Source organism: Nocardia sp. CC201C, from assembly GCF_030010695.1.
Lineage (GTDB): Bacteria > Actinomycetota > Actinomycetes > Mycobacteriales > Mycobacteriaceae > Nocardia > Nocardia otitidiscaviarum.
The window spans coordinates 1-12,907 of sequence record NZ_JASCXP010000204.1 but is presented as its reverse complement, the minus strand read 5'-3'; the positions used below and the strand labels follow the sequence as shown (position 1 = coordinate 12,907).

Annotated in this window: 12 protein-coding genes and 1 tRNA gene; 3 read left to right on the top strand and 10 right to left on the bottom strand. The window is 67.2% G+C overall.

Annotation, left to right across the window (positions count from 1 at the left end; all coding sequences use genetic code 11):
• Positions 1-26 precede the first annotated feature (26 nt).
• A complete protein-coding gene (locus QK444_RS20930; protein WP_282782833.1) occupies positions 27-605 on the bottom strand; it encodes a DUF4190 domain-containing protein in 579 nt (192 codons plus the stop codon).
• A gap of 49 nt (positions 606-654) precedes the next feature.
• On the opposite strand from QK444_RS20930, the gene QK444_RS20925 reads away from it, so the two are divergent.
• Positions 655-1,425 (top strand): queuosine precursor transporter, encoded by a 771-nt coding sequence (locus tag QK444_RS20925; RefSeq protein ID WP_143983237.1) that lies wholly within the window; start codon positions 655-657, stop codon positions 1,423-1,425.
• A 43-nt stretch (positions 1,426-1,468) separates the two neighbouring features.
• On the opposite strand, the gene tgt is transcribed toward QK444_RS20925, so the two are convergent.
• From tgt to QK444_RS20895, 6 genes are all read right to left on the bottom strand, one after another.
• Complete coding sequence (tgt, locus tag QK444_RS20920) at positions 1,469-2,719, bottom strand: tRNA guanosine(34) transglycosylase Tgt (RefSeq protein WP_282782830.1); 1,251 nt, start codon at positions 2,717-2,719, stop codon at positions 1,469-1,471.
• Between the two features lie 59 nt (positions 2,720-2,778).
• Positions 2,779-3,192 (bottom strand): hypothetical protein, encoded by a 414-nt coding sequence (locus tag QK444_RS20915; protein WP_282782828.1) that lies wholly within the window; start codon positions 3,190-3,192, stop codon positions 2,779-2,781.
• 165 nt (positions 3,193-3,357) lie between these two features.
• The gene (locus QK444_RS20910; protein ID WP_282782826.1) at positions 3,358-5,319 is read right to left on the bottom strand and encodes an ABC transporter ATP-binding protein; all 1,962 of its coding nucleotides are present in this window, start codon (positions 5,317-5,319) and stop codon (positions 3,358-3,360) included.
• 138 nt (positions 5,320-5,457) lie between these two features.
• Positions 5,458-7,191: an ABC transporter ATP-binding protein gene (locus tag QK444_RS20905; protein WP_282782824.1), complete on the bottom strand. Its 1,734-nt coding sequence runs from the start codon at positions 7,189-7,191 to the stop codon at positions 5,458-5,460.
• 102 nt (positions 7,192-7,293) lie between these two features.
• Positions 7,294-7,842, bottom strand: a complete 549-nt coding sequence (locus tag QK444_RS20900; RefSeq protein WP_282782822.1) for an Rrf2 family transcriptional regulator — start codon at positions 7,840-7,842, stop codon at positions 7,294-7,296.
• 36 nt (positions 7,843-7,878) lie between these two features.
• A complete protein-coding gene (locus QK444_RS20895; RefSeq protein ID WP_282782820.1) occupies positions 7,879-8,400 on the bottom strand; it encodes a TetR/AcrR family transcriptional regulator in 522 nt (173 codons plus the stop codon).
• Between the two features lie 276 nt (positions 8,401-8,676).
• On the opposite strand from QK444_RS20895, the gene QK444_RS20890 reads away from it, so the two are divergent.
• On the top strand, positions 8,677-11,010 hold the full coding sequence (locus QK444_RS20890) for an MMPL family transporter (protein ID WP_282782818.1): 2,334 nt from the start codon (positions 8,677-8,679) through the stop codon (positions 11,008-11,010).
• 88 nt (positions 11,011-11,098) lie between these two features.
• On the opposite strand, the gene QK444_RS20885 is transcribed toward QK444_RS20890, so the two are convergent.
• Positions 11,099-11,302, bottom strand: a complete 204-nt coding sequence (locus QK444_RS20885; protein WP_282782816.1) for a hypothetical protein — start codon at positions 11,300-11,302, stop codon at positions 11,099-11,101.
• Between the two features lie 305 nt (positions 11,303-11,607).
• Here QK444_RS20885 and QK444_RS20880 point away from each other — a divergent pair, with 305 nt between their 5' ends.
• The gene (locus QK444_RS20880; RefSeq protein WP_349239535.1) at positions 11,608-12,465 is read left to right on the top strand and encodes an alpha/beta fold hydrolase; all 858 of its coding nucleotides are present in this window, start codon (positions 11,608-11,610) and stop codon (positions 12,463-12,465) included.
• 102 nt (positions 12,466-12,567) lie between these two features.
• Here the strand turns inward: QK444_RS20880 and QK444_RS20875 are convergent.
• A tRNA-Ser gene (locus QK444_RS20875) sits at positions 12,568-12,655 on the bottom strand.
• A gap of 46 nt (positions 12,656-12,701) precedes the next feature.
• Positions 12,702-12,907 (bottom strand): deaminase (locus tag QK444_RS20870; RefSeq protein WP_349239534.1); only part of this gene is annotated, 206 nt, incomplete at its 5' end.

Below are 12,907 nucleotides of genomic sequence, written 5' to 3'. Positions count from 1 at the left end.
CCCGCTCTCGTCCGTCCGGGGTCGGGCTAGGAGCCGGAGATGACCGCCGCTCCGATGAAGATCCACGCCAGCACACCCAGCGCCAGTCCGACCGCACCGACCCAGATGCCGCCCAGGGCCAGGCCGCGACCCTCCTGCTGTGACTGTTTCACCTGGTTGAGCGCGGCCACGCCGAGAATCAGGCCGACCAGCGATCCGATCGGCAGGAAGCAGAAGAACAGGGTCGTCAAGCCCAGGATCGACACCACCAGCGACGCGATCGCCATGCCGTTGGTGCTCCGCTGGGGCGCGTACCCGTACGGCGCGTAGCCGCCCTGGGGATAACCCGGTTGTGCCTGACCACCGGACTGATAGCCGTACGGCGGTCCCGGGGCGGGTGCGGGAGTGGGCTGCGGGTATCCGGGCGTGCTCGGATTCGCCTGCGGCGGCGGGTAATTCGGATACTGCTGCGGCGGCGGTGTCATCGGCGGAGCCTGGTACTGCGGCGCCGAGGAATAACCGGCGACCGGGGGCTGCGGTACCGACGGCGAGGAAGGCGAATCGGGCGTGACGCCCTCACCCCCGTACTGCTTCCACCACTCGTCGGAGTCACCGCTATTCGTCATTTGCCCAGCCTATTCCACCGATGGCAGTGACCGGTATCCTCTTCACTTCGTGAGTGATGCATTACCGGCCGAGACGGTCGGACCTGGACGCCCCGCCACCGAACACGCGGCATTCGCGAAGGCGGCGGGGGGCTACTACACACCGGTCGTGGCACTGTTCACGGCAGTTCTGATCATTTCGAATATCTGCGCCACCAAGGGCGTGCAGTTCCTCTCCGACCACTCGTTCAGCCTCGGGCCGATCGAACTCCTCCCGATCACCACCGACGGCGCGTGGTTCCTCTTCCCGCTCGCCTACATCATCGGCGACGTGCTCAGCGAGGTGTACGGCTTCAAGGCCGCGCGGCGGGCCATCTACTACGGCTTCGGCATCCTGCTGCTGATGGTGGTGGCGTTCAAGATCGCCATCGAGCTGCCCCCGGCCGGGTTCTACGAGAACCAGGAAGCCTTTCGCAGTGTGCTCGGCACCACGCCGCAACTGGTGCTGGCCGGACTGGCCGGATACTTCGTGGGCGAGATGCTGAACTCGGCCACGCTGGTCGCGATCAAGGAGAAGACCAAGGAGAAGCACCTGTGGGCGCGACTGCTCGGCTCCACCGTGGTCGGTGAATTCGGTGACACGCTGATCTTCTGCTCCATCGCGGCGACGGCCATCGGCATCAGCACGTGGGGCTCGTTCATCAACTACGTGATCGTCGGGTTCCTGTGGAAGACCCTCGCGGAGGTCATCGTGCTGCCCCTCACCTACTGGGTGATCGGGTACCTGAAGCGGCACGAGCCGTCCTACGCGCCGCGCGCGGAATCGGCGCTCGCGAGCTGACCGCACCGGGTGTGGGGGCTCCGGCTCCCACACCCGGCCGAGATCAGTTGGCCGGAGCCTTGATTCGGCCCTTCCACCGACCGAGGAAGTCGGTCTTGTAGGCGTCGAACTCACCGCGCTCGATACTGCCGCGGATACGGTCCACCAGCCGGACGGTGAAGCGTTCGTTGTGGATGGTGCACAGGGTGGCGGCGAGGATCTCCTTGGCCTTGAACAGGTGGTGCAGGTAGGCCCGGGTGTAGTTGGCGCAGGTGTAGCAGTCGCAGGTGTCGTCGATGGGGGTGAAGTCGCGGCGGAAACGACTGGTGTTGATATTGAATCGGCCCTCGTCGACGTAGATGGCCGCATTGCGCGCCACCCGCGAGGGGTTCACGCAGTCGAAGGTGTCGGCGCCGTTCTCCACCGCCGTGAACATGTCCTCGGGCTCGCTGATGCCGAGCATGTGCCGCGGCTTGTGCTCGGGCAGTTCGTCACAGCACCACCGCACGATGGTGCCGAGATTGTGCTTCTCCAGCGCACCGCCGATGCCGTATCCGTCGAAACCCGTTCCGGCGGCGCCGCGCAACTCCTCCAGATCGCGACATGCCTTGCGCCGCAGGTCCTCGTACTGCGCACCCTGGATGACGCCGAACAGCGCCTGATAGGGCCGGTGCGCGCGGGCCGCGGTGAGCCGCTCGTGCTCATCCAGGCAGCGCTGCGCCCAGCGCCGGGTGCGCTCCAGTGATTCCTCCTGGTAGCCACGGGTATTCATGAGAGTGGTGAGTTCGTCGAAGGCGAACATGATGTCCGCGCCCAGCTGATGCTGGATGCCCATGGACACCTCGGGGGTGAAGCGGTGCTTCGACCCGTCCAGGTGGGAGCGGAAGGTGACGCCGTCATCGTCCACGTGGGCCAGCCGCTCCTTGCCCTTGGCGATCACGTCGTCGTTCTGCACGCCCACGGCCTCCATGGCGAGCACCTTCTTGAAGCCCACGCCCAGCGACATGACCTGGAAGCCGCCGCTGTCGGTGAAGGTCGGTCCCGGCCAGTTCATGAAGCTCGACAGCCCACCGGCCTCGTCCACGATGTCGGGACCCGGCTGTAGATACAGGTGGTAGGCGTTGGCCAGCAATGCCTGCGACCCCAGCTCCTTCATGGCCTCGGGCAGCACCGCCTTCACGGTCGCCTTGGTGCCCACCGGAATGAAGGCGGGCGTGGCGATATCGCCGTGCGGCGTGCTGATCACACCCGTGCGGCCGTGCCGACCGTCCAACCGGGTGCCGACCTTGAAAGCGAAGGATTCGGGGGAAGACACCCAGACATCCTCCCAGCTCCCCGCCGCGCACCCGAGACGGGTCAGCGGCCGCACCCACGTCAGCCCTCGCGGGGCCAGGTGAGGCGCAGGTCGTAACCGTGGGCGGCGACGGCGGACAGGAAATCGGCGGGCTCCACCAACTCCTCGATGTGATGGATACCCGCGGGGAACTCGGAGACGCGCTGGACGAGCAGGGCCGCCACCAGACCGGTGGCGCGGCTCTGCCGGTTGCCTATGAACCAGGCACCGGCGGAACCGGATTCGGCCACCACCGCGAAGCGGTCGGAGCCGAGGTGGACTCGGGTGAGGAGGCGTTCGACGGTGCGACCGCGCAGCAGTCGGGCCAGTGTGGGGCGGCGGGCAGCGGCCAGCACGGCGGTGACGGTGCGGGAGTCGAGGGCGAGGCCGGTGTCGGCGGTATCGAGGCCGAGGGTGCGGCGCAGGGTGTACTGGTCCGAGAAGTATGAGGACACGCATGGGCGCGGTGTCGGACATGACACCCCTTTCGCTAGAGCATTACTCTAGCGAGTAAAGCAGGGCGGGGCCGCGCGCGCCAGTGCGACAGCGGGCACGGAGCGTGGCACGCGGGCGGGCACAGCGCACAGGGCGAGCAGGCAGCGGGGCCCGGCCGACGCACGTCAGAACTTCGCCAGCGGTACCGCGTCCGCGTCCGGCTCGTCCGCACCGCCTTCGTCGGTGATGGCGGCGGCGAACTGGGCGTTGTAGAGCCGGTAGTACGCGCCACGGGCGGCGAGCAGGCGTTCGTGGGTGCCGATTTCGACGATGCGGCCCTGCTCCATGACCACGATCTGGTCCGCATCGCGGATGGTGGACAGGCGGTGCGCGATGACGAAGCTCGTGCGGTCCCGGCGCAGCGCCGCCATGGCCTGCTGCACCAGCAGTTCGGTGCGGGTGTCCACCGAGCTGGTGGCCTCGTCCAGGATGAGGATGGACGGTTTGGCCAGGAAGGCGCGGGCGATGGTGATGAGCTGCTTCTCACCCGCCGAGACGCCGGAGCCCTCCTCGTCGATGACCGTGTCGTAACCGTGCGGCAGCGCATGCACGAAACGGTCCACGTAGGCCGCCCGCGCCGCCTCCAGAATCTCCTCCTCGGACGCCTCCGGATTGCCGTAGGCGATGTTCTCCCGGATCGTGCCGCCGAACAGCCAGGTGTCCTGCAACACCATGCCGATGCGTTCGCGCAGGTGGTCGCGGGTGATGCGGGTGATGTCCACGCCGTCGATGGTGATCGCGCCCGCGTCCAGCTCGTAGAAGCGCATGAGCAGGTTCACCAGCGTGGTCTTGCCCGCACCGGTCGGGCCGACGATCGCGACCACGTGACCGGGTTCGGCGATCAGGGACAGCTCCTCGATGACGGGGGTGTCGGGCTCGTAGCGGAACGACACCTCCTCGAAGGCCACCCGGCCGCGGTCCACCGGCCGCGAATCCTCCACCTCGGGGTCGGGCACCTGCTCCTCGGCGTCCAGGATCTCGAAGATGCGCTCGGCCGACGCCACCCCCGACTGCAAGAGATTGATCATGGAGCCGATCTGGGTGAGCGGCTGGGTGAAACCGCGCGAGTACTGGATGAACGCCTGCACCTCGCCCAGCGACAGATTGCCCGAGGCCACGCGCAGACCGCCCACCACGGCAATGAGCACGTAGTTCAGGTTCCCCAGGAACATGATGGCGGGCATGATCAGGCCGGAGATGAACTGCGACCGGAACGCGGCGTGGTAGAGCTTGGCGTTGGTCTTGTCGAACTCCGCGCCCACCTCGCGGCCGCGGCCGAAGGCGGTGACGATCTCGTGGCCGGTGAAGGCCTCCTCGACCTGGGCGTTGACCTGGCCGGTGTACTTCCACTGGTCCACGAAGTGCGGTTTGGAGCGCTTGGCGATCTGGGCGGTCACGATGACCGCCAGCGGCACCGTCAGCAGCGCGATCAGCGCCAGCAGCGGCGAGATCCAGAACATCATGAACAGCACGCCGATCACCGTCAGCGTGGAGGTGACCAGCTGACTCATGGTCTGCTGCAACGTCTGTGACACATTGTCGACGTCATTGGTGACGCGCGAGAGCAGATCACCGCGCGGCAGCTGGTCGAAGTAGCGCAGCGGCAGCCGGTGGATCTTGGCCTCGATATCGCCGCGCAACCGCTTCACGGTGCGGTTGATGACGATATTGAGCAGGTACGACTGGAGCCAGCCGAACAGCGACGCGCCGATGAACAGCAGCAGCACCCCGGTGAGGACCATGCCGACGGCCGAGAAGTCCACGCCCACACCGGGAACCACGTCCATGCCGGAGAGCATGTCGGCGAAGGTGGTGTCGCCGCTGGCGCGCAGCTGCTCGACCACCTGCTCCTTGGACTGTCCGGCCGGAAGCTGTTTGCCCACCACACCGTCGAAGATGAGGTTGGTGGCCTTGCCCAGGATCTGCGGCCCCAGGGTGTTCAGCACCACCGAGACCACCGCGAGCACGAAAATGACCATGAGCGAGGCCCGTTCGGGCGCGAGCCGCCGCAGCAGCCGCTTCAGCGACGGACCGAACGATTTGGCTTTCGCGTCCGGAGCGCCCGGATTCGGTGCCCCCGGCCTCACTTCGCCGCCCTTCCCTGCGGGACACCCGCACCCGGTCGGCGCGACGAGAGGCTCCGCCCAGTATGTCTCATCGCGCCGCTCCTTCCTGCGGGACACCCGCACCCGGTCGGCACGACGAGAGGCTCCGCCCAGTGTGTCTCATCGCGCCTCCTCCGGGCTCAGCTGCGATTCCACGATCTCGCGGTATTCGGTGCAGTCGCGCAGCAGTCGGTCGTGGGTGCCGAGGCCGACGATCGCGCCGTCCTCCAGCACCACGATCTGGTCGGCCTCGCGCACGGTCGAAATCCGTTGCGCCACAGTGATCACCGCCGCATTCGCGGTCTCCGGCCGCAGCGCCTCGCGGACCCGGGCGTCGGTGGCCACGTCCAGGGCCGAGAAGCAGTCGTCGAACAGGTAGATGCGCGGTTTGCGCACCAGGGCGCGGGCGATGGCGAGGCGCTGGCGCTGGCCGCCCGACACCGTCGTACCGCCCTGTGCCACCGGAGTTTCCAGGCCCTGCGGCATATCCCGCACGAAGTCGGCCGCCTGCGCGATCTCCAGGGCGTGCCAGAGTTCGGCGTCGGTGGCGTCGGGCTTGCCGTAGCGCAGATTCGACGCGATCGTCCCGGAGAACAGGTACGCCTTCTGCGGCACCAGGCCGATCTGCGCGCGCAACTGGTCGAGGTCGATATGCCGCACATCGGTGCCGCCCACGTAGACCGCCCCGTCGGTGACGTCGACGAGCCGCGGAATCAGATTGATCAGCGTGGTCTTGCCGGAACCGGTCGAGCCCACCACCGCGGTGGTGGTGCCGGGATCCACCCGGAACCGGATGGCCCGCAGCACCGGCTTCTCCGCACCCGGGAACTTGAATTCGGCGAAGGCGAAATCCACCGAACCCGGATCGGATTCGAACGGCCGCGGCAGCGGCGGCGGCAGCACCGAGGATTCGGTGTCCAGCACCGCCCCGATGCGCTCGCCCGACACCGCGGCGCGCGGGGCCATCATGGCCAGGAAGGAGGCCATCATGACCGCCGTCAGGATCTGCATGATGTAGGACAGCATGGCGGTGAGCGAACCGATCTGCATGGTCCCGGCGTCCACATGGTGGCCGCCGAACCAGATCACGCCCACCGCGGTCACATTGGAGATCAGCATGACCAGCGGGAACATCAGCGCCATATAGCGGCCGACGTACAGCGCCTGTTCGGTCAGCTCGGAATTGGCGACGCCGAAGCGCCAGGTCTCCTGCCGCTCCCGCACGAAGGCCCGCACCACGCGGATACCGGTGATCTGCTCGCGCAGCACCCGGTTCACCGCGTCGATCCGCTCCTGCATGCGCCGGAAGCCGGGCACCATGCGGGTGATGATGAAGGCCATCGACAGCCCCAGCGCGGGCACCGCGATGAGCAGCAGCCAGGACAGGCCCAGATCCTCGCGCAGCGCCATGATGATGCCGCCCACGCACATGATCGGGGCCATCACCAGGATGGTGGCGCTCATCAGGATGAGCAGCTGCACCTGGTTCACGTCATTGGTGTTGCGGGTGATCAGCGAGGGCGCGCCGAACATGCCCACCTCGCGCGCGGAGAAGCTGCCGACGCGGTGCAGCAGGGCCGCGCGCATATCGCGTCCCGCGCCCATGGCGGCCTGCGCGCCCAGGTACACCGAGGATGCCTGCGCGACGATCTGCACACCGGTCACGGCCAGCATCCACAGGCCGGTGTTCCAGATGTAACCGATATCGCCCCGGGTGACGCCGTAGTCGATGATGTCGGCGTTGAGCCTGGGCAGGTAGAGCATGGCGAGGACCGAGATCAGCTGAAGCACAATGACCCCCGCCAGCTGTGACCGGTAGGGCGCCAGGAAGGTGCGGAGAAGTCTGATCAACATGATGTTCGCAGGCTACCCCCGATGCGGCGCACCCGTCCCCGGGAATTGTGGGGGCAGCGCGCCGCCGCCCAGAAAAGTGAAACGAAGCCTTCCGCAGGCGGGTCAGATATCCGGACGGTCCAGGTCGCGCCACTCGCCGTGCGGGCCCGTCTCCGGGTCGCGCCATTCCCCGTGCGGGGCGGTGTCCAGCGGGCGCGGACGCCGGGTCCAGGCATCGGGATCGCGTAGCAGTTCATCCAGGAAGGTCGGCAGCAGATCGTTGCCGATATCGGCGATGCTCACCCGCTCCAGCACCGAGCGGATGTTCACCCGCAGCGCGATCCACACCCGCTGCAACGGCTCGGCCACCCCGGGGTACACCACGTCCTCGGGCCGCTGCCCACGCACCGAGGCCAGCGGCCCCTCCACCGCGCGAATCACATCGGCCACGCTGATCTCGCGGGCGGGCCGGGCCAGCCGGTAGCCGCCCTCGGGACCGCGGCGGCTGGTGACCAGTCCGGCCTTGCGCAATTCGGCGACCACCGACTCCAGCACCTTCGGCGGGATCTCCTGGGCGGCCACGATCACGTCGGCCTTCACCGATTGCGATTGCGCCCGGGCGATTTCGACGAGTATTCGCACCGCGTAGTCGACTTTCGCGGTGATGTGCACAAGGGGCTCCTGAGTTCGGTACGGCGAAAGAAGAATTTAGCGCGCCGGGATCAGAACTCCGAGCGCCGCGTCCAGGAGTACGCGTTCGACCAGCTCCTCATCCACATCCGGCGCGATCTGCTGCGACAACAGCGCGGTTTTGACGACGTCCAGGGCCGCGCTGGCCCGCAGCAGCGCTTCGGGATCGGCATCCGGTCCGGCCAGCCACCGGCACAGCTTGCTGTGCATCTCGAGCATCTGCTCGTAGTTGTGGCCGATGGCATTGCCGACCGCGACGCCGTCGTTGACGAACATCCGGCCGATGGGGCGGTGATCGAGCATGGAGCGCAACTGGCGGGTGAGGATCTCGCGGACGGCGTCACGGCTGTATTCCCGCTCGTCGATCTCGGCGGCCATGGCGCGCATGTCCTCGAAGACCGGTTCGATCACGGCCAGCAGCAGATCCTGTTTCGAGGAGTAATGATAGTAGAGGGACGCCTTTGTGATTCCCACCTCATCGGCGACCTCCCGCAAGCTCGTCTGCTCGAAGCCCCTGGTGGAGAAGAGCCGAAGTGCCACATCCCTGATGACGTCTTTAGTGCCTCTACCTGCGGCGATATCTACAGCAGGTTCTCGTCCGGTCATGGGATGATCCTCTCACCACTAGTCTGTACTGCGAGTAGCGCCACCGGAATTGAGGTTGTTCCTCCGCTTAGGCGCTGGGTAGTCTACCTACCGCACGGTAGGCAGAAAACGTCAGTCTGGAGGCGGAGTGCGCACGCGGCACCCGCAGGGAGTGCTGTCTACGAGTAGCTCGACACCAGCACACGCACAGCCAATCGCCAGGAGACCCTCGTGTCCGTATACCTCTACCGCTGGGGAAGGTTCGCCTTCCGCAGAAAGTGGATAGTCATACCGGTGTGGTTGACCCTGCTGATACTGCTCGGCGGTATCGGCGGTGCGCTCTCCAAACCGTTCCAGGACCAGTTCACCATGCCCGGACTGCCGTCCGAGCGGGCCACCGAAATCCTCGACGAGCACTTCCCCGGCATGTCGGCCGCCTTCGACATGAATGTGGTCACCGGCACCTATGTGGTCGGCGCACCCGAGGGCGAGAAGCTCACCGATCCGCGGAACGCGGCGGCGCTGCAGGCGTTCGTGGACAAGCTGTCCGCCCTCGACATCGTCGACAAGAGCAAGCCCGTCGTCAATCCGATCACCGCCACCGAGGAGATCGGCAAACCCGCGGATATCAACTGCCTCACCGGCGATCGTGACAGTCCGGGCTTCACCGCCGTCTGCGCCAGCGCGCCGCTGAACGTACTCAGCGAGACCGTGCCGGACTCGGTGGCGACCGTCGAGGTCAAGTACTCGATTCCGAGTTTCGCCGATGTCACCCCCGCCGACCGGGAGAAGGCGCACGACGTCGCCGCGGATGCGCAGGCGGCCGGACTCGAGGTGTACCTGACCGGCAGCATCGCCCAGGAGCCGGAAACCGGCGGCGCGGCCGAGCTCATCGGTATCGCGGTGGCGCTGGTGGTGATGGCGGTGGCCTTCGGCGCCATCGTGGCGGCTTTCGTGCCGGTGCTGACGGCCCTCATCGGCCTGGGCTCCGCGATCTCGGTGATCCTGTTCGGCACCCACTGGCTCACCCTGCCGACCTTCACGCCGATCCTGGCGTCCATGATCGGCCTGGCGCTGTCCATCGACTACGCCATGTTCATCGTCTCGCGCTACAAGCACGAGCTGAGCGTGGCGGATTCGCCGGAGGAGGCCGCCGGCACCGCGGTCGGCACCGCCGGCTCCGCGGTTATCTTCGCGGGTCTGACGGTCGTCATCGCCCTGGCCGCGCTGAGTATCGTCGGCGTCGGATTCCTCACCTACATGGGTATCTTCGGCGCGGTCGCGGCGGCGTTCGCGGTGCTGGTGGCCGTCACCCTGCTGCCCGCGCTGCTGGGCGCGTTCGGCAAGTACCTGTTCAAGCCGAAGCTGCCGCTGGTCGCCAAGCACGATCCCGAGGACGACACCGCCGTCACCAACGGCATGCGGTTCGCCCGTCTGATCGCCAAGGCTCCGGTGCTGGCGTTGGCCGCCGGTGTGGTGGTGCTCGGCCTGCTGGCCGCACCCGCCGCGAATATGCAGCTGGGCCTGCCCGGCGGTGACTCGTACCCCGCGGGCAACCCGATGCGCGAGGCGTACGAGTTGCAGACCAAGGGCTTCGGCGAGGGCTCCAACGGCACCCTGATGGTGGCGGTGGATCTGACGAATGTGCCGCAGGACCAGCGCGAGGCCGCGGTCACCGACCTGCGTGAGCGGCTGGCGGGCTACGAGGGCATGGACTACCTGACCGCGACCATGCCGAGCGAGGACGGCAACGCGGCGCTGTTCACCGGTGTCCCCGATGCCGGACCCAACGATCAGACCACCAAGGATCTGGTCGAGCACGCCCGCGACGCCGAGCGGGAGTTCCACGACAAGTACGGCATGGAGTACGGCATCACCGGGACCACCGCCATCTACGCGGATGTGTCGGCGGCGCTGCTGAAGGCCGTCGTCCCGTACCTGTCGCTGGTGGCCGGGGCCGCGTTCCTGCTGCTGGTGCTGGTGTTCCGGTCCATCCTGGTGCCGCTGACCGCCGCGCTCGGCTTCCTGCTGTCCATGGCGGCCACCTTCGGCGCGACCGTGCTGATCTTCCAGGAGGGCGCGTTCGGGCTGTTCGAGGGCCATCCGCTGGTCAGCTTCCTGCCGATCATGCTGATCGGCCTGGTATTCGGCCTGGCCATGGATTACCAGGTGTTCCTGGTGACCCGCATGCGCGAGGAGTACGTGCACGGCAAGTCCTCCAAGCACGCCATGATCAGCGGCTACCACCACGGCGCCCGCGTCGTGACCTCGGCGGCCATCATCATGATCTCCGTCTTCGGCGCGTTCATGCTCCAGGAGAACGTGGTGGCCAAGTCCATGGGCTTCGCCCTGGCGGCGGGCGTCTTCTTCGACGCCTTCATCGTCCGCATGGTCGTGATCCCGGCGCTGCTGGTGCTCATGGGCCCCTACGCCTGGTGGATCCCGAAGTGGCTGGACCGCATCCTCCCCGATATCGACGTGGAGGGCGCGAAGCTCACCGCGATGCGGGAGAACAAGTCGCGGGACGACGCGGCCGCACTGGAGAAGGAAACAGCGGGCGTCTGACGCCACTCATCGACGACTCGCCCCTCATCCATCGGATGGGGGGCGAGTTGTTTTCGGGGGCAGTTGTTTTCGGGGACGGTGCATTCGGTCACCCGCGGGCGACGGTCGACCGCGCCCACGCCCGATGGCATTCCAGCGCCGCGAGGATCGCGAACAGCGCGGACAATCCGGCCGCGGTCAGGCGTAGGTACTGACCGAGCTGGAATTCCGTTGCCGCACGCTCGATTTCGGCCAGGGTATGGCTGGCGCGCTCGTCGAACAGCACTGAGGCCCGCGGCCACTGATACAGCACCGACAGCAGGAACTGGCCGCTGAGCAGGGCTGGCCGCGCTCGGTGCGCGCGGCCGCTCGCAACTGGTCGTGCTCGCGTATGAATCCGGGCTGGTCACCCCCGGATCGGGTGGGCGGTAGGCAATTCCGGATGGCGACGCCTATCAAGATCGGATACAGTCGACCCGTGCTCATCGAATTCATGCGCCTGCGCGTCGGCTGACTCGACGCACTCCGCAGCCCGTCGTGGCTGCCAGCGTGGCCGCGTACCCGCGTCGCCACGTTCGTGCCGTCGAGTAGCCGATTCCGCACTCGACAGGAATTCCTATGCGTAACTCTGCCTTTGGCATGCCCACCTTCGTCTTCGTCCACGGCTCGGGAACGAGCTCGTTCATGTGGACACCCATCCAACGGGAACTGGCGCTGCGGGGACAGCGCTGTCTCGCCGTCGACCTGCCGGGGCACGGGTTCGAGGCCCAGTTCCCGATCGCCTACCAGGCGCCGCAGCAGCTCGACCGGCTCGCCACCGAGCCGTCCGCACTCACCGCGGTCACCCTCGAGGACAATGCCGACGCGGTGCGAACCGTGGTCGAGCGGGTGCACGAGTACGGCCCGGTCGTACTCGTCGGCGCGAGCCTCGGCGGCACGAGTATCAGCGTCGTCGCCAACCAGGTACCGGATCTGCTGGACCGGATCGTGTACATCTCCGCGTGGGCCTGCACCACATTGGCGAATCCGATCGAGTACATGTCCGAACCCGAGTTCACCCGGAGCCTGCTACCCGGACTCGCCGACCTGAACGTCGGGGATGCGATGGAACTCGGCGTAGGACGCGCCAACTACCGCGGCGCCGACCGAGACCAACTCGCACGCCTGCACGCCGCACTGATGGCCGACCGCGGCGAACAGGAATTCCTCGCCTTCCTCAATGCCCTGCAACCCGACGAATCCCTGGCCGCGATGATGGGCGACGCCCGCCTGCACCCCGACCTCGGCGGGCAGGTCCGTCGGCAATACGTGCGGCTGACCCAGGACCGGTCCCTCCCCATCGACATGCAGGACCGGCTCATCGCGGAAGCGGACGCGGCGACGCCCGGGAATCACTTCGAGGTGGACACCCTCGATACCAGCCACGCGGGATTCGTGTACCACCCGGAAACGGTGGCGAAGCTGCTCATCCGGTGACGGGCGCGGCCAGCTCGCCATGAGCTGACCGTACCGCCCGATCACATCGTCGCTGCCCCAGCAAAAAGCCCCTCACCTGCGCGAGCAGGTGAGGGGCGGGAGCGGTGGCGGAGGGATTTGAACCCTCGGAGGGGGGTTACCCCTCACACGCTTTCGAGGCGTGCTCCTTAGGCCGCTCGGACACGCCACCGCTGGTGACTTTACCGGACGACCCCGCGGAAACCGAAATCGCCTCCTCAGGGGCGCTGGGCGTGGAAGAAGGTGTCGAGCAGTGCGGCGCAATCGGATTCGAGGACACCGCCGCGGACCTCGGGGCGATGATTGAGACGTCGGTCACGGACGACGTCCCACAGGGAGCCGACCGCACCGGTTTTGGGTTCCCAGGCACCGAAGACCAGGCGGCCGATGCGGGCTAGGGTGAGCGCGCCCGCGCACATGGTGC

Excerpts from the sequence above, each read along its gene's own strand:
- QK444_RS20930 (WP_282782833.1), bottom strand. The coding sequence starts at position 605 with ATGACGAATAGCGGTGACTCCGACGAGTGGTGGAAGCAGTACGGGGGT.
- QK444_RS20905 (WP_282782824.1), bottom strand. The coding sequence starts at position 7,191 with ATGTTGATCAGACTTCTCCGCACCTTCCTGGCGCCCTACCGGTCACAG.
- QK444_RS20880 (WP_349239535.1), top strand. The coding sequence starts at position 11,608 with ATGCGTAACTCTGCCTTTGGCATGCCCACCTTCGTCTTCGTCCACGGC.